Origin of the sequence: Micromonospora sp. NPDC051006 (assembly GCF_044456245.1) — a bacterium.
Taxonomy (GTDB): Bacteria; Actinomycetota; Actinomycetes; order Mycobacteriales; family Micromonosporaceae; genus Micromonospora.
The window spans coordinates 97,678-117,999 of the sequence record NZ_JBITFP010000007.1 but is presented as its reverse complement, the minus strand read 5'-3'; the positions used below and the strand labels follow the sequence as shown (position 1 = coordinate 117,999).

The following is a 20,322-nucleotide window of genomic DNA, read 5'->3' as shown; positions in this document are numbered from 1 at the left end:
CAGAGCTGGACGCGGTACTTCTCGAGCATCCGGCGGGCCTGACCTAGGTGCTGGCCGGGCGGGCGGCCGTCGGGAGCGCGGCGAGCTGGTGGAGGTGCGCCGCCTGGAGGTCGGCGATGCGGTCCATCAGTACGCGATCGGCGGCGATGGTCGTGTCCAGCTCGCGGACGCCATCATGCGATCGTTGCCGCATGCCCCAACTGATCTTGCGCACTGACCGTCTGCTGCTGGTCCCGCTTGCCGACCGGCACCTGGAGTTGGAGATCCAGCTCGACTCCGATCCGGAGGTGCTTCGCTACCTCAGCGGCCGGGCGCGATCCAGGGACGAGGTGGTCGCCTCCCATGCGCAGAGGATGGCCCTCGCGCACAAGGTGGACGGCCTGGGTTATTGGATGGCGTTCGCCTCCGACGACGGCGCGCATGGCTCGGCGCCGCCGGCCCGTGCGGAGGAGGGCGAGTTCGTCGGGCTCATGATGCTCCCGCCGGCGCACGGCCCCGACCAACCTGACGATCCCACCGTCGCGGAACTGGGTTACCGCCTCGCCCGTCGGTACTGGCGGAAAGGCCTAGCCAGCGAGGCGTCCCGCGCCTTGCTGCGGCATGCCTTCGACACTGTCGGGCAGAGCCGGGTGATCGCCCAGACCATGACCGTGAACGCTGGGTCTCGGGGCGTGATGCAGGCCGTCGGCATGCGCTACGTACGCACGTACTTTCCGCTCTGGGATGATCCGCCGCCGGGAGCGGACCTGGGTGAGGTGGAGTATGAGATGACCCGGGCGATGTGGGAGGCGTGTCCTGACCCCGCACGACGGTAGGTGGCCGCACGCGTCACGCCGATAGGGTAATCGCATGGAACAGGACGAATGGCTTCTGCACGCCTCGTCGTTCGGCGCGGCAGCCACCGCGTACGCCGAGCACCGCCCGGACTACGCGCAGGCCGCGGTGCGCTGGGCGCTCGAGCCCGCGCCCGGCTTGCGGGTGCTCGACCTCGGCGCCGGAACCGGCAAGCTGACCACCACGCTCGTCGCGGTGGGCGCCGACGTCACCGCGGTCGAGCCTGATCCGGCGATGCTCACCGAGCTGGGTCGCGCCCTGCCGGACGTCCGGGCGGTGCCGGGTAGCGCCGAGGCGATACCGCTGCCCGACGCGTCCGTCGACGCCGTGCTGGCCGGTAACGCCATGCACTGGTTCGACATGGCCGTGGCGGGACCGGAAATCGCCAGGGTCCTGGCACCCGGCGGCATCCTCGCCGGCCTGTGGAACGTCATGGACGACCGGGTCGACTGGGTCGCCGGGCTGACGAGGGTCAGCCCGAGCGCGGCCATCGGCCCGCGTGACACGCCCACCAGCTGGCGCGTGGAGACGGCTGGCGCGCACCTTGCGAAGACCGGCGCGCCCGCCCGGTTCGGCTCGCCGGAGCAGGCCGAGTTCCCGCACGGGCAGCGGCGCACCGCCGACTCACTCGTGGCGACACTCGCCACCAGGGCAGGGATGCTGGTCATGCCGGAACCGGAACACGTGGCCACGCTCGACCGGATCCGCGCCTTCCTCGCGAGCAGACCGGAGACGGCGGACGGCGAGTTCACCCTCCCGATGCTGACCTGCGTGCTGCGTGTCCGGCGGCTCTGAAGGGCACGGCCCGGGTGCATCGGCGTTGTCGTGGTCGGCGTCCGGTCCGGGGGAGGGCGGTGGCGACATGCGGGTGACGATGACGAGCGTCGCGGCACGGACCGGCCGCACGAACGAGGACTTCACCGGCGCGGTACCGACGGCAGCGGTGCTGATCGACGGCGCCGGCATTCCCGGCGCCGAATCGATCTGCCGGCACGGCGTGGCCTGGTACGCCAGCCGTCTGGGTGGCAGCCTGCTCAGCCTCTTGTCGCTCGTGCCTGACCGTGGCCTGTCCGCGCTGCTCGCCGAGGCCATCGGGCAGGTGACGGACGATCACCGGGGCACGTGCGACGTCGCCAACCCGATCAGCCCGTCGGCGACCGTGGCCATGCTGCGCGTGTCGGACGGCCTCGCCGAGCACCTGGTGCTCGGCGACTCGACCGTCGTGCTCGACCGGGCAGCCGATGCGCCGCTCGTCGTCACCGACCCCCGCGAAGTGATCATCAGTCGGTCGTACGAGGCCGCGCTCGCGGCTGTCGCCGAGGGCAGCGGCGCGTACCACCGGCTTCTGCGAGACCTGCGCGCCCACCGGAACCAGCCGGGTGGGTTCTGGCTGGCCAAGGACGACCCGCGGGCGGCCGACGAGGCGCGCACCGGAAGCTGCCCGGTCGCCGAGCTGACCGGCGGCGTCCTGCTCAGCAATGGCGCGACCCGCATCGTGGACCGGTTCGGGCTCGCCGACTGGCCGGAAGTCATGACCGTCCTGGCGTCGAGCGGACCCGCCGAGATCATCCGGCGGGTCCGGCAGGCCGAAGCTCGCCACACGGTGGCGCCGGACGACGCGACGATCGCTTACTGCACCGACCTCGGCCAGCCCTGAACCCCCGGCAGGGATGGGCTGCTGGCTACGAACGGCTGGCGGTGACCAGCAGCGGCGTGCTGACCCCGTGGCGGGCGCTCAAATCGGCGAGGAAGCCGCCCAGCCAGCCGAGCGCGTCCAGCGACCACTCGGCGAGCATCCCGTGGAAGGTCGCCCGGTGCCGGGACGGGCCGTTCCAGAAGGTGTCGTCGAACGGGGGCCGCACGGTCAGCGGGTCGTGATCGGTGAGGGAGAGCGACTCGCACCCGAACACGTCCTGGTCCAGCCGGCTCAACTGCTCCCGCATCTGCGTCGCCGCCGACGGGATGGACGCAGCCTGGCCGCTGTCCAACGTGACCCGCACCGGCGTCTTCGACCCCGGGTCGCCGCCGGTGAACCAGCCAGCGGTACGCAGCGACGGTATCGGGGCGTACGGCGGGCGCGACGAGAGGTCGAGACCCTGCACGGGCAGCAACATCTGCACCGCCCGCAACCGCAGGGTGCCCAGCCGGGCCACCGCGTCGCCCGCGCAGCGCAGGAACGGCTGCACGGGCAGCGGCCGATCGCCGGGCACCAGCTCGAACCCCACCTGGAACCAGGCGACCAGTGACGACCCGGGAGCCGCGAGCGGGTGAGCCTCCCCGGCGTCGTTCATGCTCCACAGACCGGCCGCCCCGCGCTCGCTCTCCTCGAAACCCCCGGCGGTCTGCCGGACAGTGGCGCCGATGTCGTCGAGCCACCCCATGGCCAGCGATGACGTGTAGAAGAGGAAGTACGGGTCCTGGTCGGCGTCCGGTTGCCGCCACGAGTGTCGCGCCAACTCGCCGTAGAGCGCCGCGAACCCCACGCCGGCCGACCTGCGGGCACCGGGCGCCACCCCGGGCCGGGCCGGGCCGCCGTCTCCGGGCGACCGGTTGACGGTGTACCGCTCCGGCAGGCCACGACGTCGTTGCGCCACGTCATCAGGTTAGTGCTCGGTGGGGCGGCCCGGTGGGCGTCCGAGCCGGGTGCGAGGATCGGCGCGTCCCTCGACCGGAAGGAAGACATGCGCTACCGCACCCTGGGCGCCACCGGCACGGTGGTGTCGACCCTCTGTCTGGGCACGATGACCTTCGGCGCGGAGACCGACGAGGCGGGCAGCTTCGCCCAGCTGGACCGGTTCGTCGAGGCCGCCGGCACCTTCGTCGACACCGCGGACGTCTACTCCGCCGGTGTCTCGGAGGAGATCGTGGGGAGGTGGTTGCGCGCCCGGCCCGGTCTGCGGGACCGGGTGGTGATCGCCACCAAGGGGCGGTTCCCGATGGGCCAGGGCGCGAACGACGCCGGTCTGTCCCGGGTGCACCTGACCCGCGCGCTGGACGCCAGCCTCCGGCGGCTGGGGGTCGAGGCCGTCGACCTCTACCAGGCGCACGCCTGGGATCCGCTGACTCCGCTGCCGGAGACGCTGCGGTTCTTCGACGACGCGGTGAGCGCGGGCAAGATCCGCTACGCGGGGGTCAGCAACTTCACCGGCTGGCAGTTGCAGAAGGCCGCCCTGCTCACCCAGCACCTCAACCTCACCCCGATCGTCACGCTGCAGCCGCAGTACAACCTGCTGGCCCGGGAGGTCGAGTTCGAGCTGGTGCCGGTCTGCGAGAACGAGGGCATCGGCATCCTGCCCTGGTCACCGCTGGGTGGCGGCTGGCTGACCGGCAAGTACCGGCGCGACACCGCGCCCGTCGGGGCGACCCGGCTCGGCGAGAACCCGAAGCGTGGTGTCGAGGCGTACGCGCCGCGCAACGCGCAGGAGCGCACCTGGCGGATCATCGACGCGGTACGCCAGGTCGCCGAGGAGCGTGGCGCGTCCATGTCGGCGGTGGCGCTGGCCTGGCTGGCGGCCCGGCCGGCGGTCACCTCGGTGATCCTCGGGGCGCGGACCACCACGCAGCTCGACGACAACCTGACCGCCGCTGACCTGCTCCTCGACGCGGAGCAGACCCGGCTGCTCGACGAGGCGAGCACTCCCGTCGTGGGCGACTACCCGTACGGCCGGGCGGGCGTGCAGCAGCGGGCCCGCGACCTGCCGACCGGCTGAACCACCCTGGAGACGCGATGACGACGCCCTTCCCCTCGCCGACCGTTCCCGCCGACAACCGCACCGAGGTCTTCCTGCGTTACCTGGACTTCTTCCGGGAGTCGGTGCTGGCCAAGGTGTCGACGCTGCCCGAGCCGGAGCTGCGTCGCAGCAGCCTGCCGTCCGGGTGGACCCCGTTGGAGCTGGTGAAGCACCTGCGCTACGTCGAGCTGCGCTGGATCGAGTGGGGCTTCCGGGGCGCGGCGGTCGCCGAGCCGTGGGGCGACCGCCGCGGGGACCGCTGGCGCGTCACGCCCGAGGAGACCACGGCGGAGCTGGTGGCGGCGCTGCGCGCGCAGGGCTCGCACACCAGCGCGGTGGTGGCGGCGCACGATCTGGCGGAGGTCGGCGCGCCGGGCCCGCGGTGGGACGGCGCCGAGCCCGCGACGCTGGAGCGGGTGCTGTTCCACCTGCTCCAGGAGTACGCGCGCCACCTCGGCCACCTCGATATCGTGACCGAGCTGGCCGGCGGCGCGACCGGAGAGTGAGCCGGCGGGCCGGCGACCCGGTCAGCCCGGTCGGCCACGCAGGACGGGCGGCATCGAGCGGCTCATCACCACGTCACCGACCGCGATCCCGGCCAGCACCAGCACGGCCGCGACGGCGACCAGCACCGGCGGCCAGCCGCCCGCCCAGGGCATCAGCGCCGCCAGCAGCAGCCAGGCGGTCCGGTGCCAGGCCAGCACGCCGGTGATGAGGTACGTGAACAGGGTGCGTCCGATCAGGAACACGGCAGGTCCCCCGAAGAGCAGGACGAGCCAGCGCACCGGAGTGTCCCCGGTCGGCCGGATGATGACCAGGTCGAACCCGGCGGCAGTGCACACGATGCCGACCACCATCACCAGGTGGGTGTACGGCCCGAGCCGGGTCGCCCGGCCGAGGAGCCGGGCGGACGACGTGTGCAGGAAGGCGTTGGCCCCGAAGACGTAGATCTGCCAGAGCAGCAGCATGGTGATGAACGCGATCAGGAAGGCCGCCAGCCGGGCGGCGGCGAAGCCCGACGAGCTGATCTCCAGGGTGGGCACCAGGATGATGTCGCCGAGCGCCAGGATCATGAACTGCTGGTACCGCTCGCCCAGGTGATCGCTCGTCTGCGAGTACTGCCCGACGGGTACCCGACCGAGCCCGGGGGTCGGATAGCGCGCCGCGGCCGAGAGGTAGTCGATGACCACCGCGGTGATCCAGAGCGGCCATTGCAGTCGGTCGGGCAGCAGCGCCCCGGCGATCCAGAAGCCCCCGGAGACCAGGAACCAGAAGAGGAACCGCGCCGCGCGCTGCTCGGCCAGCCGGTGCCGGTGCTGGCGCAGGACGCTGACCAGGATCACCCCCCGCACCAGGTGCGGGATCACGTACGCGACGGCGAAGATCAGCGCGTGTCCGTCGGACGCCAGCGGCAGCGCCGCGGCCGTCGCCACGGAACCCAGCATGGTCACCATCAGGATGGCCTGGAGCGGACGCTGGTCGGGATCGTAGAAGTCGGTGGTGGTCGCGGTGATCGACCAGGTCCACCAGATCGCCATCAGTGTCAGCAGGATCTGCGCGCCGCCGGTCCACGACTCCCGCTCGGCGACCAGCATCGAGACCAGCGCCAGGGCGGCCACGAAAACCACGTCGAAGAGCAGCTCCAGCAACGTGGCGCGGGCCGACCCGTCCGGTCGGCGCACCAGCTCGGTGCTGCCTCCGGTCGTCATGCCCGGCCTCCCGCCGCATCCGGCATCGCCCCGTCGCTTCCTCCTCGCGGGGCGACGCCGGCACCGCGTACCGCATAGGTCGCCGGCGCGGCCGTGGCGCGCCCGGTCACCCGCTCGGCCGCGGCGCCGCGTCTCCGAGGATTATCGGCGGGTGGCGCGCGGCCCGTCCCGGGATCGGCGATTCCCGCCCGACGGCGCGATCGCCTCGACGCCGGGTGGGAGATCGGTGGCTAGCCGGCGTGCCGTACCTCGGTCTCCCAGATCTGCGCCCACGGTCGGCGCAGCCCGGTGCAGACCCAGATCGGGCCACCGTTCTCCTCGTTTTCCACGTCGACCCGCTGGTCGACCTGGCCGGCGAGGTCGACCTCGGTGAACCAGGCGCGCAGCCGCTCGGGGCGGTCCCAGCCGACGGCGATCACCACATCCGCGTCGGCGGGTGGACGGCCGAAGTCGGCCATGCTGTTGTGCCCGGAGTAGGCGGGTGGCAGGCCGCGGGCCGGGCCGTAGCGGGCGAGGGCGCCGGCCTCGCCGTAGTTGCCGGTAAGGATGACCGCCCGTGACCGCTGCTCGGCGGGGAGCGCCCGGTGCACGGCGGCGACGGAGTCGGCGAACGCCGGCCAGCCGATGGTCTCGCCGGCGTCGTAGTTGACCTCGACGACGAAGGCCGGCAGCTGGTCGGCGGGCAGGGTGGGCAGCAGCAGCACCGCGTTCGGGGCGACCAGCGGCAGCACGCCGAGGACCAGCAGCCCGCGGCGCAGCGTGCTCGCGCCGCGGGCGGCCCAGCCGGCGGTGACCACGGCGCCGGCGGCGGTGAGCACCAGCAGCATCGGCGCGTCGTAGTAGCCCTTGCCGCCGGCGATCAGCACGACGCCGATCACCACGAGACAAGCCCAGGCCATCGCCCGGTACGCTCGCCAGGCCGGCCGGCGCAGCAGCGCCACCAGCCCGGCGATCCAGATCGGCACGGCGTACGGGCTGATGATGACGAACTGCAGGGTGAGCGCGTCGAGCCGGCCGCTGTAGGAGCTGTCGCCGTCGGAGATCGAGGCGGCCACGGAGAGCTGCGGGAACCCGTGCGCGGCCTGCCAGATCAGATTCGGGGCGGCGAGCAGCAGGAACAGGCCGGCGGCCGCGAGCACCCGTCGGTCGCGCAGCAGCGGGCGCGGCCCGGCGATCGCCACCCCGGCGAGCAGGCCGACGGCGAGCAGCGCGGGCAGCAGTTTGTTGAGCATGCCGAGGCCGAGCACCAGCCCGATGCCGAGTGCCCACCGGGTGTCGCCGGTGCGCAGCAGCCGCACCGCGCACAGCGCCGCGCCCAGCCAGACGAGCATGTCGACGGTGGTGGTGCTGAGCAGGTGGCCGCTGGCCAGCACCAGGCCGGAGGAGCCGGCGAGGAACGCCGCGAAGCTCTGCGCGCCCCGGCCGGCGCCGAACTCCCGGGCGATCGCCGCGACGAGCAGGACGCACCCACCGGCGATCAGCGCCGACGGGGTGCGCAGCGCCAGGAGACTGCCCGGCGCGACGGTGTCGACGAGCCGGGCCAACGCGGGGACCAGCGGACCCTGGTCGACGTAGCCCCAGTCGAGGTGCCGGCCGGCGAGCAGGAAGTACAGCTCGTCGCGGTGGTAGCCGTAGCGGTTGGCGAGCAGCAGCAGCACGGCGCTCACCGCGCCGGCGACCAGCCAGGGACCGCGGGCGCGCGGGCCCGGACGGGGCGGCGCGCCGCCGGTTGCGGGCTCCGGCTGACGGGGGTGGTCCAGGTCGGCTACGGATTCGGCCACGTCCATATCATGGCCCGCACCCGCCGGTCCGCGGTGCCCCCGTCGGCCCCGTCGAGGGTCACGGATCGGCCACGGGCTGTGGGGACCGCGTCACCGCGTGGCGACGGTCGCCGCGGTCGGTTCCGGCGTCGCCGGCGCCGGCCAGGCCAGCCGGCGTACGCCGGGCACCAGGGCGGTGCCGGCGCAGGCCACCAGGACCAGCACGCCGGCGGCGGCCAGGGGAGCCGGATCGCCCCAGGCCCGCGCGGCGAGCGGTGCGAGGGCGTAGCCGACCGGCGTCGCCCCCAGCGACACCAGCCAGTCGTACGAGGTGACCCGGGCCAGCACCTGGGGCGGGAACTGGCTCTGCACCACGGTCTCCCAGACCGGGTTGAGGTAGCCCAGGGCGGCCAGCGCGATGCCGTACGCGAGGACGACGGCCGGGGCGGGCGCGGCCACGGCGAGCAGGACCAGCGGTGCGGCGTATCCGGCCAGCCCGAGGTTGGCCAGAAGCACCGGCCGGCGGGGCCGGAGCCGACCGGCGAGCATCGAACCGGCGAGCATGCCGACCGCCCCGGCCTGCAGCATCAGCAGCCAGACGCCTTCGCCGCCGAGCCGGTCCACGGCGACGGCCGGGCCGAGGGTGATCAGCACCGCCGCGGCGCCGTTCCACACGCCGTGCGCCAGCAGGCTGCTCCAGAACCAGCTCCGGGCGCGTACCTCGTGCCAGCCGTGCACGAGGTCGGCGGTGAGCGACCGGCGCGCCGGCTGCGGCACGTGCCGCACCCGGATGACCGCGAGCAGGGCGGCGCTGAGCGCGAACGAGCCGGCGTCGAGGACGAAGGCCCAGCCGGGACCGGCGGCCCAGATGAGCGCGCCGGCCAGGGCCGGGCCGGCGAGGCGGCTGGCGTTGGCGGTGGTCCCGAGCAGCGCGTTGGCCTGCTGCCGCTGGGCGGGGTCGACGGTTCCGGCGACCAGCGGGGACGCGGTGGGCAGGGCGAACGCGGCGGCTGCGCCGCCGACCGCCGAGGCCACGGTGATCGACGTCAGCGACGGGTCACCGCCGAGCAGTTCGAGGCCGACCGCGAGTTGCGTGACGCAGCGGGTCAGGTCGGCCAGGATCGCCACCCGGCGGGCGTCGAACCGGTCGGCGAGCACGCCGCCGAGCGGGAGCAGCAGCAGCCGGGGGACCATCGCCGCCCCGAGGACGAGGGCGATGGCGGCGGTCGAGCCGGTGGCGCGCAGCACGGCGAGGACCAGGGCGGCGGGGACCACCGCGTCGCCCACGGCGGAGACGGTACGACCGAGGAAGAGCAGCCGGAAGGTGCGCAGGCGCAGGGGATGGCTCATGGACAGAAGATACTTCGACATCGAAAGTTTCGGCAACGAATAATTCGGTGTCGTAGTACCATGGCCCGGTGACCAGCGCGGACTACACCGATCGGCACGTGCAGCGTTGGCTGCCGGTGCTGCCCGACCTCGACCCGGACGTCGAAGGCGCGGTGACCCGGATGGGCCGCCTGACACGTCACCTGCGCACCGTCAAGGAACGGGCGCTGGCCGACGTGGACCTGCCGGCGCACGAGTACGACACCCTGCACGCACTGGCCGGCCGAGGAGGCCGCGCCGCCCCCAGCGACATCGCCGCCGACCTCGGCATCGCACCGGCTTCGGTCACCGCCCGGGTCGACACGTTGGTGCGGCGGGGATTCGTCGAGCGGATCCCGTCCACGACGGACCGGCGACGGGTCGACGTGGCGCTCACCGAGGCCGGTCGCGCGGCCTGGCGCGCCGCGATGGAGGCCCGGGGCACCGAGGAGCACCGGCTGCTGGGCGCGCTCGACCCGGACGAGCGACGACTCCTGTCCGACCTGCTGCGCCGCGTCCTGCTCGTCGCCGAGCAGCCGCAGGACTGACCGGCGAGCGACCCGCGTTCCGTCCGCGGGCGCCGGTGAAATCGCCTGGCGCCGCGCGCGCCGACGCTGGCAGGGTGACGCCATGAGCACACAAGCGCTGGCCGGTTCGCTCGCCGAGGACGGACGGCGGCGGGTCTTCGCCGCGATCGTGCTCGGCGCGACGGACGTGGCACAGGTCGCGACCCGAGCCGAGTTGCCGGCCCGCGAGGTGGTGACCGCCGTCCGGAGGCTCACCGACGTCGGCCTGGTCACCGGCGCCGACGGCACGCTGGCGGTGGACGCCGGGCGACTGCGCGAGCTGGCCCGCACCCCGCGGCCGGAGCGGCCGGTGCAGCAGCCGGGGGATGCGGTGCTGCGGACGTTCCTGCGCGACGGGGTGCTGGTCGGCCTGCCTGCGCAACGGGGGCGGCGGCGGATCCTGCTGGAGCACATCGCGGTCCGGTCGTTCGAGCCGGCCACGTCGTATCCCGAACGGGCGGTGGACGACGCGTTGCGCCCCTGGTGCGTGGCCGGCGGGTCCGACCACGTCACGCTGCGCCGGTACCTGGTGGACGAGCAGCTGTTGACCCGGGAGCGGGGTGTCTACCGGCGGCCGTGAGCCGCCGGTCCGGGAGGAGACGATCCCGACCAGGACCATCTTGTTAGCCTCCCTGGCATGACCTCCCGTTCGGCCGGCGACAAGACGCCGGACCTGCTTCTCCTGCTCTCCTGGGCGAGCCACGCGCTGATGGTCGAGCAGGCCGCGGCCCTGGCCGAGCTGAACATCTCCCCTCGGGCGCACTGCGTGCTGCGGCAGGCGCGGGGCGGCGAGCTCACCCAGCGGCAGATCGGCGATCTGTGCGGAGTGGACAAGACCACCATGGTGGTGACCCTGGACCAGTTGGAGGCCGCGGGCCTCGCGCAGCGCCGACTCTCGCCGACCGACCGGCGGGCCCGCCTGGTCGCCGTCACCCCGGAGGGGGAGCGGGTCCTGGAGCAGGCCAGGGAGATCGCCCGACGCATCCAGGACGACGTGCTCGCCGTTCTGCCCGACGGCGACCGGGAAGCCCTGCTGCGCGCCCTCGGCACCCTGGTGACGGGCCGCTTCGCCGGCGCTCCGGGGTGCGGGCCGGCGAACCCCGTCCAATAGTTCCGAGGAAGATAGTCCCGCGCAAGACTATCTGTTACGGTCGCAGTTGTTCGTTGCTGCCGACCGAGGAGCCGCCATGAGCGCGACCGCACCGCCCGCGAGCACGTCCACCCCCACCACCACCTCGTCGCTGCGGCGGCGCGCCGCCGGCGTGGCCACCGCCGTGCTGGCCTGCGTCCTGATCTGGGCCGTCGGAGAGCTGGCCGGGGTCGACTTCACCGTCGAGTACCCGGAGCAGCCCGCCCGGGTGATCGGGCCCGGCGCGGTCGTCACCGCCTCCCTGGCCGCGGCCCTGCTCGGTTGGGCGGCGCTCGCCGTCCTGGAACGCCTCACCCGGCGGGCAGCCGTCGTCTGGACCGTGCTGGCTGTCGTGGTGGCGGTGATCTCGCTGGCTCCGGTCTTCGGCACCGAGGCCACCGGCGGCGCGAAGCTCACGCTCGGTGCGATGCACCTCGCGGTGGCCGCCGCGCTGATTCCCCTTCTGCCAACCCGCCGCTGACCTCACCGCCCCCTGGTGCGCATTCGACCAACTGCCGCGCGCGCCGCCGGCCCACGGTGGATGGGCCGGCGGCGCGCCGGCTCGACCCCGCCACCGGCAACCCACCGACCATGGCCGAGCCGGGGCCGACCGCCCACACCGGTCGGTGCCGAAACTCCGTTGACCGGTGGGTGACGATCGGCGGGTGACGACGACAGGTTTCCAGGCGGCCTGGGTGGTGGACCCGGCCCGGCCCGACCAAGCCGACGCCGCGACCATGCTGTGGGAGTACTACGAGGAGATCGTGGCGCGCTACTACCGCCGCCCACTGCGAGTGGGCGAGGTCGAGGCCGCGATGGCCGAGTTTCCCAGCGACGATCTGGTCGCCCCGACCGGGATCTTCCTGGTGGCCCGGCACGAGGGGAGTCTGGCCGGCTGCGCCGGGCTGCGGTTCCGGCCCGGCTGGGCCGAGCTGACCCGGGTCTACGTCCGCCCGCAGCGACGCGGACGCGGCGGCGGCGCGGCCCTGCTCGCCGCGGCCGAGGCGCGGGCCCGGGCCGCCGGCGCCGACCGGATCCGGCTGGACACCCGCAGCGACCTGGTCGAGGCCCGGGCGCTCTACGCCCGGCACGGCTATGTGGAGATCCCAGCGTTCTCCCGGGACGAGTACGCCGAGCACTGGTTCGAGAAGTTGCTCTGAGCGGTTGACGACGACGGCCGGACGCGCTAAATACAGAGATAGAACTTGAGTCTCCCAGACTCAACCCGACACCTTCGGCCAGGAGAACCGAGGAGGCAGAACAATGCTGATGCGTACCGACCCGTTCCGTGAGATCGACCGCCTCGCCGAGCAGTTCTTCGGCACCACCACCCGTCCGGCGGTCATGCATCTGGACGCCTACCGCGACGGCGACCACTTCTACGCGGCGTTCGACCTGCCGGGCGTCGACCCGGAGAGCATCGACTGCACGGTAGAGCGCAACGTGCTCACCGTCCGGGCGGAGCGGCGCCGGCCCACCGGCGACGATGTCGAGCTCGTCGCCGCCGAGCGTCCGATGGGGACCTTCACCCGACAGGTCTTCCTGGGCGACACGCTGGACGCCGACAACCTCGAGGCCGGCTACGAGAACGGTGTGCTGACGCTGCGGATTCCGGTGGCGGAGCGGGCGAAGCCGAGGCGGGTGCCGATCACCCGCAACGGCAACGGCCGCAAGCAGATCAACGCCTGACCGGCGGGCGCGGTCGGGGCGGCCGGACCGGGTCGTCCCGACCGCGCTTCCCGGTCAGCGCGCCAGGGACTCCCGCCGGTCAGCGGGCCAGGAACTCGTCGGTCGCCGTTCGGATGGCGGTGACGAAGGCAGCCACGGCCGGATGGGCGGCGGCGCCCCTGCGGTAGGCGACCCGGGTGCGCCGCCGGGTCGGCAGCGGCAGCAGCCGGACTCCGCCGGGTGGGTCCGCGGCGGCGAGCTGCGGCACCAGCGAGACGCCCTGCCCGGCCGCGACCAGCGCGAGCACGGTGGCGAAGTCGTCGGCCTGGTGGCGCACCCGGGGCGCGAAGCCCGCGCTGCGACAGACGTGCAGCGTGACCGTGTGGCAGAGGGTGCCCGGGCTGGCCATGACCCAGCCCGCGTTTCGCGTCGCCGGTAGCGGGTCGGCATCGTCGCCGACCGGTGTGGCAGCGGGCATGGCGAGGAAGACCGTCTCGTCGAGCAGCGGCACCGCGTCCAGCGTCGGGTCAGCCTCGGCCGGCGCCACGTCGTAGTCCTGCAGCAGCCCGACGTCGAGCCGCCGCTCGCGCAGCGCCGCCGGGACGGCGACCGGGTCCAGTTCGGTGACGGTCAGCTCCAGGCCCGGGTGCTGGCGACCCAGCGCGACCAGGGTCGCCGGCAGCAGCGTGCGGACCGCGGTCGGGAAGGCGCCGATGCGCAGCGGACCGGTCAGCCCGGTGGCGACGGCGGCGAGCGCGGCGGTGGTCTGCTCCAGCGCGGCGAGGACCGCCTCGGCGTGCGTGACGAGCACCCGCCCCGCAGCGGTGAAGGTGACCCGGCGGCCGGTGCGTTCCAGCAGCGGCACCCCGGCCTCCCGCTCCAACGCCGCGAGCTGTTGGGAGACCGCCGACGGGGTGTAGGTGTGCGCCTGCGCGACGGCGGCGATGGTGCCGAGGCGGGACAGGTCGCAGAGCAGGCGCAGCCGGCGCACGTCGAGCATCAGTTCAGCTTACGCATCTGCCAAGGAATGTGAACTGGACCTTACCGGTCCTGGTGTCGGACGCTGAGGTCATGACGCTCTCCGGTGTGTACGTACCGCTGATCACCCCGTTCGACGCCGCCGGCGCGGTCGCCCACGCCGCGCTGGAAGCTCTCGCACACCAGGTGCTGGACGCCGGCGCGGCGGGCCTGGTCGCGCTCGGCACCACCGCCGAGCCGGCCTCGCTGGACCCGGCGGAACAGCGGGCCGTGCTCGACACGCTCACCCGGGTCTGCCGGGAGCGCCAGGCACCCCTGCTGGTCGGCGCGAACACCCCGGCGGCGGTGACGGCCCTGGGCGGGCGCCCCGAGGTGGCCGCCGCGCTCAGCCTGGTGCCGCCCTTCGTCCGCCCCGGCGAAGCCGGGGTGGTGGCGCACTTCGCGGCGCTCGCCGCGGCCAGCCCGGTCCCGCTGGTCGTCTACCACGTGCCGTACCGCACCGGCCAGCAGCTCCGCCCCGACACCCTGCGACGCCTCGCCGAACTGCCCGGCGTGATCGGCGTCAAGCTCGCCGTCGGGGCGCTCGACACCGATGCCGTCGACCTGCTGGCCGAGCCGCCGGCCAACTTCGCGGTGCTCGGCGGCGACGACGTGGTCATCTCGCCGCTGTTGGCGCTCGGCGCGCACGGCGGCGTCCTCGCCTCCGCGCACCTCGCCACCGCCGGTTTTGTGGAGCTGGTCGACGCCTGGCGGGCAGGCGACGCGGGGCGGGCCCGGGCGCTCGGCCACCGGCTCTCCGCGCTGTCGGCCGCGCTCTTCGCCGCGCCCAACCCCACCGTGGTCAAGGCCGTCCTGCACGCCGAGGGCCGGATCCCGACCGCCACGGTACGGCTGCCGCTGCTGGCACCCGACGACGCGACGGTCGAGGCGGCGCTGGCCCGCCTCGCCGGCGTCGGCGCCCCGGTCGGCGCGCGGAGCTGACCGGGGTCAGCCAGGCCCCTCGTCCGCCACCGGGTCGACCGCGACGGGGGCCGGGTAGAGCGCGGCGAGTCGGTGCGCGGTGGCGGTGAACCGCTCACACAGCTCGGCGGGAGCGAGCACCTGCACCTCGGCGCCGAGCTTGAGCAGCTCGATGTGACCGTGCTTGATCGACTCGATCGGCACCGTGGTGAGCAGCCAGCCGTCGGCGTCCGGCTCACCGGCCGCCGCCCGGGCCGCCCGGCTCATCGCCGGCGGGAAGACGTACGCCATCAGCTCCAGCGCCGCCACGCTCATCCGCACCCGGGCCTCGGCTCGGTAGACGCCGCGCTCGTAGCCTTCGGCGTGCTCCTGCCAGCAGCTGACCAGGTCGAACCCGTCCGGCCGGTCGACCGGCTCGTCCAGCACGGTCAGCTCCAGGACCGCTCCGACCCGGTAGGTGCGCACCTGGCCGTCGACCGCGGCCACCAGGTACCAGCGCCCGGCCTTGAGCACCAGACCCAGCGGCGCGAGGGTGCGGGTCACCTCGCGGGGCCCCCGCGACCGGCGGTAACGCACCCGCACCTGCCGATCCGCCCAGACCGCCTCGGCGAGCGCGGCCAGGTGGGGGGTGGGCTCCGGCTCGCGGAACCAGGTCGGCGCGTCCAGGTGGAAGCGCTGCCGGATCCGCCCGCCCCGGTCGGCCAGCTCGGCCGGCAGCGCGGCCCGCAACTTCAGCTCGGCGGTGCTCAGCAGCGAACCGAGCCCCAGCTCACCGGCCGGGCCCGGGACGCCGGCCAGGAAGATCGCCTCGGCCTCTCCGGCGGTCAACCCGGTCAGCCGGGTGCGGTAGCCGTCGACGAGCCGGTAGCCGCCGGTCGGGCCGCGCTCGGCGTAGACCGGCACGCCGGCCTCGCCGAGCGCCTCGACGTCGCGGTAGACCGTGCGGACCGACACCTCCAGCTGCGCCGCGAGCTCCTGGGCGGTCATCCGGCCGCGGTTCTGCAGGAGCAGCAGTAGGGAAACCAGCCGACTGGCGCGCACCGACCGACGGTAACCGGCCGGCCCGACCTGATCGTCGTCGGGCGCGCCTCACCCCGTTCCGCACCCGGAGCTGAGAACCTTTTTCACATGGTTTTCCCCGACGCCCCGGTGCTGGCCCGCCCGTCGACCGGCCCCGCGCTGCCCGACGCCCCGGTGGACTTCACCGAGGCGTGGCTGCGCAACCGGCGGCTGTCGGCGCACACCCGTGACGCGTACCGGCGGGACATCGCCGGGTGGCTCGCCTGGTGCGCCGGTCAGGAGCTGGACCCGCTGCGGGTCAGTTTCCTGCACGTCAACGAGTACGCCCGCGCCCTGGAGTCCACCGTCGGCGCGCGCACCGGACGGCCGCTCACCCCGGCCACCGTGGCCCGCAAGCTCTCCGCGCTGTCCAGCTGGTACGACTTCCTGGTCAAGCTGCGGGCGGTCGACGCCAACCCGGTCGCCGGCGCGGACCGGCCCCGCGTCGACCGGGACCACTCGGCCACCGTCGGGCTCACCCCCGACCAGGTCGACGCGCTGCTGGCCGCCGCGGAGGCGGAGAACGGGTCCACCGCGGCCCGCAACCGGGCCGCCATCGCGCTCCTGGCCGACCTCGGCCTCCGGGTCGGGGAGCTGGTCTCCCTCGACGTGAGCGACCTCGGCGCCGAGCGGGGACACCGCAGCGTGCGCTTCGTCGGCAAGGGCGGCAAGCCGCGCCGCCGGGCGCTCACCCCCGGCACCGCCTACGCGGTGGACGCCTACCTCGCGCAGCGCGCCGCCGCCCAGGGCGTGCCGGTGCCCGATCTGACCGGCGCGCTGCTGGTCACCACGACCGGCGCCCGGCTGGACCGGCACTCGGTGTTCCGCCTGGTGCGCCGGCTGGCCCGGACGGCCGGCATCCCGGCCTGGGAGAAGCTCTCCCCACACTCGCTGCGGCACGCGTTCGCCACCACGGCCCGCGCCGAAGGGGTGCCGCTGGAGGACGTGCAGGACGCGATGGGGCACGCCGACCCGCGCACCACCCGCCGCTACGACCGGGACCGGCACAACCTCGACCGGGACCCGGCGTACGTCATCTGGGCGGCCCGCTCCCGCCGGCGCGGCTGAGCGTCGTCACACCACGGCCGTACGGTCGGCGCCGGGCCGGCCGCAGCCCCGTACGGCCGGCCCGGGCCGCGCTCAGCCCTGCGGTCGGGGGCAGATGCAGAACGGCTGGCCGAGCGGGTCGGTGAGCACCACCCACCGCTCGCCGCCGGGCTGGAACTCCGGCTTCGCCGCGCCCGCGGCGACGAACTCCTTCTCGGCCCGGGCGAGGTCGTCGACGTAGAGGTCGAGGTGGTAGCGCTTCCCGCCGGCCGGGTCCGGCCAGGACGGTGGCTGCCAGCCGTCGACCAGGCCGAAGCCGATCGACACCCCACCGCCGGTGAGCATCGCGTACTCGGGCTGGCTGTGGGTGACCTCCCAGCCGAGCACCCGCTGGTAGAAGGCGGCGTGCGCGGCCGGGTCGGAGCTGTCCAGGTTGACCATGGCGAGGTCGGCGTTGACTGTCATGCCGGCAGTCTGGCCCCGGTACCTGCCACCCACTGTCAGGTACGCCCGGCGGCCGGCGTCGGCCACACGGTGAGCCGTCCGGCGCTGTCCCGGCAGGCCAGCGCGGCGGCGACGGCACGGCAGTCCCGGGTGCCGCCGGGCAGCACCCCGGTCACCCGAGGTGCGACCCGGCCCGCGACGGCGACCAGGTCGCGCTGGCCGTCCCGCTCCCCGCGCAGCAGCAGCTGCGGCCCGCCGCCGCGCGCGCCCGGGACGGCGCGCCAGGCCGCCCCGCCCGGCCACGTCCACACCCGTTCCCCGGTCAGCGGGTCGAGCGCCCACCGGTCCCGCCGGTCCGCGCCGCAGAGCAGACCCTGGCAGCCCCGGATCGTCACCTCACCGCCGGGGGCCGGCACCCGCCAGCGCACCGACAGCGCGGGCAGGTCGTATCCGAGCAGCTCGTCGCCGCCCGGGACCGGGTGGCGCAGCACCAGGTGCTCCCCGATCACCTGCGGGTTGTCCGGCGCGTAGTCCGCCGCGGGTAGTCGTCCCACGCCGCGCACCGTGCCGTCCCGGACGTCGTACAACCGGGCAAGGCCGTCGTCGCGCAGCACCAGCACCCGCCCGGGCGGGCCGGGCAACGCGATCAGCACGGCGGTGGACGGCACCGACACCGACCAGCGGGTCGCCCCGGTGGCCAGGTCGACACCGTGCACGACGCCCTCGATCCGGCGCCCCGGGTCGGCGACGCTGCGCACCTCGGTCACCGCGACCGCGCCGTCGCCGGCGGCGTAGACCCGGTCGGGGCGGCGCCAGCGCGGCTCGCCGGTGCGCGCGGAACGGGCGGTGGTGGCCACCACCTGCCGCACCGGATCCCGCTCGGTGACCAGCAGCAGGTCGCCGCTGGCCTCGGCGGACCAGCCGGCAGCCGGCGGAACGTCCACCCGCCAGCGCGCCGTGCGCCGCGGCGCCATCGGGTCGTACGCGGCCAGCGTCGGCGGGTCGACGCCGGGATCGGCGACCATCAGCAGCGGACCCGCCCCGACCAGCACGGCCCGCTCCGGCAGCACCGGCCCGGTCAGCGCCGGCAACCGGGCCGGCGGGGCGGCCGCGGCCAGCAGCGCGCACATCAGCAGCAGCGCCACCGCCCGCCCCCAGCGGGGCGTCGGCGGCCTGGGCTCGTCCAGCTCCGGGGCGCCCCGGTCGGCCCCCAACTCGATCAACGTCTGCACCGGCCCCGCCCGCCTCGGCTCTTCGCCGGATGTTCAGCCGAGCAGGTCCAGGTGGTGGTGGGCGTCCTCGGCGATGTCCTCGTGCCGCAGCCAGCGCCGGGTCCACAGCCGGGCGGCCAGCTCCGCCTGCTCGTCGCCCCACGCCGCGTGCTCGACCAGCAGCGCGGCGGTCAGCGCGTGCGCCAGGCGCAGGGCCAGCCCGCGCGCGCCGGCGAGCAGCGCGACGGACTGCGGGTCGGCGGTGATCCCGGCGAGGGTGTCGCGCAGTTCGGCGGTGACGGCGGCCAGCGTGTCGGCCAGCGCGGGGGAGAGCGGCCGGGCCAGCTCGGCCGCGACGGCCAGCCGGCGCAGCAACGGCTCACCGGCATCCTCGCGGCTGACCGCGCGCAGCACGTCCAGGGCGAGCACGTTGGTGGTGCCCTCCCAGATCGGCAGCACCTGGGCGTCGCGCAGCAGCCGGGGCACGCCGGTGTCCTCCACGTAGCCCGCGCCGCCGAAGCTCTCCACGTACTCGCTGGCGGAGCTGACCGCGAGCCGGCCGGTGGCCAGCTTGGCCAGCGGCGCCACGATGCGCAGCTCGGCGGCGGCATCCGGGTCGGCGCCCACCTCGACCCGGCCGAGCAGCGCGAAGGCGTGCCCGGCCAGCACGAACGCGCCGGCGGCGTCGACGGCGAGCGTGCCGAGGGTGGCCCGGTGCAGCGGGGAGGTGGCGAGCGCTCCGCCGGCGACGTGCCGCGCCGAGGCGTAGGCCCGGGCGTAGGCCAGCCCGCGGCGCATCCCGCCGGCGGCCGCGGCGGCGTTGTGCACCCGGGTCACCACCACCAGGGTCATCGCCCGGACCAGGCCGGGCCGCGCCGGGTCACCCAGCGGCAGCGCGTACGCGTCGCGCAGCCCGATCTCGGCGGTGGGCAGCGCCCGGGTGCCGAGCTTGTCCTTGAGCCGGTGCACGGTGACGCCGGGCGCGGGCGTGTCCGGGGCGGCGCCGCCCGCGAGGGGCGAGTCGGCGGCGTAGCGGGGCACCAGGAACGGGGCGAGCACCCGGCTGCCCCGCCCGGCGCCCTCCGGCCGGGCCAACGCGACCGCCATCACCGCGTCGGCGGCCGAGCAGAACCACTTCTCGCCGGTCAGCCGCCACGAGCCGTCCGCGGCGGGGCGGCCGGTGGTGGTGGAGCGGGCCACGTCGGAGCCGCCCGTCGACTCGGTCATCCACTGCCCGCTGGTGATCGCCGTGGCGGGGTCGGTGGAGATCAGTCGGGGCAGCCAGGCGTCGCGCACGCCCGGGTCGACCTCGGGGAGGCTGAGCAGCGCCGCCGCCCCGTCGGCCATCGCCACCGGGCAGGAGAAGGTGGCCGACTCCGGGCCGTACAGGTGCAGCAGGGCGTGCTGCACGACCCGGGCGGCGGCACCCCAGGTGCCGCGCGCCGACTCCAGGTAGGGCAGGGCGACCACGGCGTGCCGAGCGGCGGCGACGCGCTGCGCCTGCCAGCCGGCCGAGGTGTCGATCCGGTCGACCCGGGCCCCCCACGGGTCGTAGCGGACCAGCGTGGGCGGGTGCGCCTCGGCGTCGGCGTGCGCCGCGCGCAGCGGCCCCACCACGTCGGCGGCCAAATCGCCCAGCCGCCCCTTGGCGGCGGCGTGCCCGGCGGCGCCGAGCTGCCGCTCCAGCCACGAGCGCAGCAGCGGGTCACCGGCGTACGGGTCGGCGGGGGCGGGTACCGGCTGCACGTAGCGGGTCATGGTCTCGCTCCTGGCGGTGCTCGGGGGGTGGTGCGCCCGACGGTAGACGATCCGGTCGTACCGGCGACAGAGCCGGTTTGCCGCCCGCGGAGGGGCGGGT

At 74.8% G+C, this 20,322-nt stretch carries 23 protein-coding genes; 13 read left to right on the top strand and 10 right to left on the bottom strand.

Features of this window, described 5'->3' with window-relative positions; all coding sequences use genetic code 11:
* Positions 1–43: 43 nt before the first annotated feature.
* Complete coding sequence (locus ACIBBA_RS14510) at positions 44–193, bottom strand: hypothetical protein (RefSeq protein ID WP_396697263.1); 150 nt, start codon at positions 191–193, stop codon at positions 44–46.
* Between ACIBBA_RS14510 and ACIBBA_RS14505 the strand changes: the two genes are divergently transcribed.
* The 3 genes from ACIBBA_RS14505 (at position 192) to ACIBBA_RS14495 (ending at position 2,491) form a co-directional block, all read left to right on the top strand.
* A complete protein-coding gene (locus ACIBBA_RS14505) occupies positions 192–815 on the top strand; it encodes a GNAT family N-acetyltransferase (RefSeq protein ID WP_396697261.1) in 624 nt (207 codons plus the stop codon). The two genes, ACIBBA_RS14510 and ACIBBA_RS14505, sit on opposite strands and share 2 nt — an antisense overlap.
* A gap of 34 nt (positions 816–849) precedes the next feature.
* The gene (locus ACIBBA_RS14500) at positions 850–1,629 is read left to right on the top strand and encodes a class I SAM-dependent methyltransferase (RefSeq protein WP_396697259.1); all 780 of its coding nucleotides are present in this window, start codon (positions 850–852) and stop codon (positions 1,627–1,629) included.
* Positions 1,630–1,777: 148 nt separating this feature from the next.
* Positions 1,778–2,491 (top strand): hypothetical protein, encoded by a 714-nt coding sequence (locus tag ACIBBA_RS14495; RefSeq protein ID WP_396697257.1) that lies wholly within the window; start codon positions 1,778–1,780, stop codon positions 2,489–2,491.
* 25 nt (positions 2,492–2,516) lie between these two features.
* Here the strand turns inward: ACIBBA_RS14495 and ACIBBA_RS14490 are convergent, their stop codons facing one another.
* Positions 2,517–3,428 (bottom strand): hypothetical protein, encoded by a 912-nt coding sequence (locus ACIBBA_RS14490; RefSeq protein ID WP_396697255.1) that lies wholly within the window; start codon positions 3,426–3,428, stop codon positions 2,517–2,519.
* 87 nt (positions 3,429–3,515) lie between these two features.
* Here ACIBBA_RS14490 and ACIBBA_RS14485 point away from each other — a divergent pair, with 87 nt between their 5' ends.
* Complete coding sequence (locus ACIBBA_RS14485) at positions 3,516–4,544, top strand: aldo/keto reductase (RefSeq protein ID WP_396697253.1); 1,029 nt, start codon at positions 3,516–3,518, stop codon at positions 4,542–4,544.
* Between the two features lie 17 nt (positions 4,545–4,561).
* Positions 4,562–5,071 (top strand): DinB family protein, encoded by a 510-nt coding sequence (locus tag ACIBBA_RS14480; protein ID WP_396697251.1) that lies wholly within the window; start codon positions 4,562–4,564, stop codon positions 5,069–5,071.
* Positions 5,072–5,092: 21 nt separating this feature from the next.
* Here ACIBBA_RS14480 and ACIBBA_RS14475 read toward each other — a convergent pair whose 3' ends face one another.
* From ACIBBA_RS14475 to ACIBBA_RS14465, 3 genes are all read right to left on the bottom strand, one after another.
* Positions 5,093–6,274, bottom strand: a complete 1,182-nt coding sequence (locus tag ACIBBA_RS14475) for a low temperature requirement protein A (RefSeq protein ID WP_396697249.1) — start codon at positions 6,272–6,274, stop codon at positions 5,093–5,095.
* Positions 6,275–6,504: 230 nt separating this feature from the next.
* Positions 6,505–8,061, bottom strand: coding sequence for an ArnT family glycosyltransferase (locus ACIBBA_RS14470; RefSeq protein WP_396697247.1), 1,557 nt, complete (start codon positions 8,059–8,061; stop codon positions 6,505–6,507).
* Positions 8,062–8,145: 84 nt separating this feature from the next.
* Positions 8,146–9,384, bottom strand: a complete 1,239-nt coding sequence (locus ACIBBA_RS14465) for an MFS transporter (protein WP_396697245.1) — start codon at positions 9,382–9,384, stop codon at positions 8,146–8,148.
* Positions 9,385–9,452: 68 nt separating this feature from the next.
* Between ACIBBA_RS14465 and ACIBBA_RS14460 the strand changes: the two genes are divergently transcribed.
* The 6 genes from ACIBBA_RS14460 to ACIBBA_RS14435 all read left to right on the top strand — a co-directional run bounded on the left by ACIBBA_RS14460 (position 9,453) and on the right by ACIBBA_RS14435 (position 12,786).
* Positions 9,453–9,950 (top strand): MarR family winged helix-turn-helix transcriptional regulator, encoded by a 498-nt coding sequence (locus ACIBBA_RS14460; RefSeq protein WP_396697243.1) that lies wholly within the window; start codon positions 9,453–9,455, stop codon positions 9,948–9,950.
* Positions 9,951–10,032: 82 nt separating this feature from the next.
* On the top strand, positions 10,033–10,548 hold the full coding sequence (locus tag ACIBBA_RS14455) for a DUF2087 domain-containing protein (protein WP_396697241.1): 516 nt from the start codon (positions 10,033–10,035) through the stop codon (positions 10,546–10,548).
* Between the two features lie 57 nt (positions 10,549–10,605).
* Positions 10,606–11,079, top strand: coding sequence for a MarR family winged helix-turn-helix transcriptional regulator (locus tag ACIBBA_RS14450; RefSeq protein ID WP_396697239.1), 474 nt, complete (start codon positions 10,606–10,608; stop codon positions 11,077–11,079).
* Positions 11,080–11,155: 76 nt separating this feature from the next.
* Positions 11,156–11,578, top strand: a complete 423-nt coding sequence (locus tag ACIBBA_RS14445) for a DUF6069 family protein (protein WP_396697238.1) — start codon at positions 11,156–11,158, stop codon at positions 11,576–11,578.
* A 184-nt stretch (positions 11,579–11,762) separates the two neighbouring features.
* Positions 11,763–12,257, top strand: a complete 495-nt coding sequence (locus tag ACIBBA_RS14440) for a GNAT family N-acetyltransferase (protein ID WP_396697237.1) — start codon at positions 11,763–11,765, stop codon at positions 12,255–12,257.
* A 103-nt stretch (positions 12,258–12,360) separates the two neighbouring features.
* Positions 12,361–12,786 (top strand): Hsp20/alpha crystallin family protein, encoded by a 426-nt coding sequence (locus ACIBBA_RS14435; RefSeq protein ID WP_357058548.1) that lies wholly within the window; start codon positions 12,361–12,363, stop codon positions 12,784–12,786.
* A gap of 79 nt (positions 12,787–12,865) precedes the next feature.
* On the opposite strand, the gene ACIBBA_RS14430 is transcribed toward ACIBBA_RS14435, so the two are convergent.
* Positions 12,866–13,765, bottom strand: coding sequence for a LysR family transcriptional regulator (locus ACIBBA_RS14430; protein ID WP_396697235.1), 900 nt, complete (start codon positions 13,763–13,765; stop codon positions 12,866–12,868).
* A gap of 71 nt (positions 13,766–13,836) precedes the next feature.
* Here ACIBBA_RS14430 and ACIBBA_RS14425 point away from each other — a divergent pair, with 71 nt between their 5' ends.
* Positions 13,837–14,724 carry a dihydrodipicolinate synthase family protein gene (locus tag ACIBBA_RS14425; protein WP_396697233.1) on the top strand — a complete coding sequence of 296 codons (888 nt, stop codon included), beginning with the start codon at positions 13,837–13,839 and terminating at the stop codon, positions 14,722–14,724.
* 6 nt (positions 14,725–14,730) lie between these two features.
* Here the strand turns inward: ACIBBA_RS14425 and ACIBBA_RS14420 are convergent, their stop codons facing one another.
* Positions 14,731–15,744, bottom strand: a complete 1,014-nt coding sequence (locus tag ACIBBA_RS14420; RefSeq protein WP_396697231.1) for a helix-turn-helix transcriptional regulator — start codon at positions 15,742–15,744, stop codon at positions 14,731–14,733.
* Between the two features lie 87 nt (positions 15,745–15,831).
* Here ACIBBA_RS14420 and ACIBBA_RS14415 point away from each other — a divergent pair, with 87 nt between their 5' ends.
* Positions 15,832–16,830 (top strand): tyrosine-type recombinase/integrase, encoded by a 999-nt coding sequence (locus tag ACIBBA_RS14415; RefSeq protein ID WP_396697229.1) that lies wholly within the window; start codon positions 15,832–15,834, stop codon positions 16,828–16,830.
* Positions 16,831–16,902: 72 nt separating this feature from the next.
* Here the strand turns inward: ACIBBA_RS14415 and ACIBBA_RS14410 are convergent, their stop codons facing one another.
* Genes ACIBBA_RS14410 through ACIBBA_RS14400 form a run of 3 tightly spaced genes read right to left on the bottom strand, consistent with a single transcriptional unit; the run spans position 16,903 to position 20,222 of the window.
* Positions 16,903–17,274 carry a VOC family protein gene (locus ACIBBA_RS14410; RefSeq protein WP_396697227.1) on the bottom strand — a complete coding sequence of 124 codons (372 nt, stop codon included), beginning with the start codon at positions 17,272–17,274 and terminating at the stop codon, positions 16,903–16,905.
* A gap of 35 nt (positions 17,275–17,309) precedes the next feature.
* Positions 17,310–18,485, bottom strand: coding sequence for a hypothetical protein (locus ACIBBA_RS14405; RefSeq protein ID WP_396697225.1), 1,176 nt, complete (start codon positions 18,483–18,485; stop codon positions 17,310–17,312).
* A 33-nt stretch (positions 18,486–18,518) separates the two neighbouring features.
* Positions 18,519–20,222 (bottom strand): acyl-CoA dehydrogenase family protein, encoded by a 1,704-nt coding sequence (locus ACIBBA_RS14400; protein WP_396697223.1) that lies wholly within the window; start codon positions 20,220–20,222, stop codon positions 18,519–18,521.
* Positions 20,223–20,322: the final 100 nt, after the last annotated feature.

What these genes read in the sequence shown, in the direction of transcription:
- ACIBBA_RS14505 (WP_396697261.1), top strand. Translation starts at nt 192, where the DNA reads ATGCCCCAACTGATCTTGCGCACTGACCGTCTGCTGCTGGTCCCGCTT.
- ACIBBA_RS14510 (WP_396697263.1), bottom strand. Translation starts at nt 193, where the DNA reads ATGCGGCAACGATCGCATGATGGCGTCCGCGAGCTGGACACGACCATC.
- ACIBBA_RS14500 (WP_396697259.1), top strand. Translation starts at nt 850, where the DNA reads ATGGAACAGGACGAATGGCTTCTGCACGCCTCGTCGTTCGGCGCGGCA.
- ACIBBA_RS14485 (WP_396697253.1), top strand. Translation starts at nt 3,516, where the DNA reads ATGCGCTACCGCACCCTGGGCGCCACCGGCACGGTGGTGTCGACCCTC.
- ACIBBA_RS14480 (WP_396697251.1), top strand. Translation starts at nt 4,562, where the DNA reads ATGACGACGCCCTTCCCCTCGCCGACCGTTCCCGCCGACAACCGCACC.
- ACIBBA_RS14475 (WP_396697249.1), bottom strand. Translation starts at nt 6,274, where the DNA reads ATGACGACCGGAGGCAGCACCGAGCTGGTGCGCCGACCGGACGGGTCG.
- ACIBBA_RS14470 (WP_396697247.1), bottom strand. Translation starts at nt 8,061, where the DNA reads ATGGACGTGGCCGAATCCGTAGCCGACCTGGACCACCCCCGTCAGCCG.
- ACIBBA_RS14465 (WP_396697245.1), bottom strand. Translation starts at nt 9,384, where the DNA reads ATGAGCCATCCCCTGCGCCTGCGCACCTTCCGGCTGCTCTTCCTCGGT.
- ACIBBA_RS14455 (WP_396697241.1), top strand. Translation starts at nt 10,033, where the DNA reads ATGAGCACACAAGCGCTGGCCGGTTCGCTCGCCGAGGACGGACGGCGG.
- ACIBBA_RS14450 (WP_396697239.1), top strand. Translation starts at nt 10,606, where the DNA reads ATGACCTCCCGTTCGGCCGGCGACAAGACGCCGGACCTGCTTCTCCTG.
- ACIBBA_RS14445 (WP_396697238.1), top strand. Translation starts at nt 11,156, where the DNA reads ATGAGCGCGACCGCACCGCCCGCGAGCACGTCCACCCCCACCACCACC.
- ACIBBA_RS14435 (WP_357058548.1), top strand. Translation starts at nt 12,361, where the DNA reads ATGCTGATGCGTACCGACCCGTTCCGTGAGATCGACCGCCTCGCCGAG.
- ACIBBA_RS14430 (WP_396697235.1), bottom strand. Translation starts at nt 13,765, where the DNA reads ATGCTCGACGTGCGCCGGCTGCGCCTGCTCTGCGACCTGTCCCGCCTC.
- ACIBBA_RS14425 (WP_396697233.1), top strand. Translation starts at nt 13,837, where the DNA reads ATGACGCTCTCCGGTGTGTACGTACCGCTGATCACCCCGTTCGACGCC.
- ACIBBA_RS14415 (WP_396697229.1), top strand. Translation starts at nt 15,832, where the DNA reads ATGGTTTTCCCCGACGCCCCGGTGCTGGCCCGCCCGTCGACCGGCCCC.
- ACIBBA_RS14410 (WP_396697227.1), bottom strand. Translation starts at nt 17,274, where the DNA reads ATGACAGTCAACGCCGACCTCGCCATGGTCAACCTGGACAGCTCCGAC.
- ACIBBA_RS14400 (WP_396697223.1), bottom strand. Translation starts at nt 20,222, where the DNA reads ATGACCCGCTACGTGCAGCCGGTACCCGCCCCCGCCGACCCGTACGCC.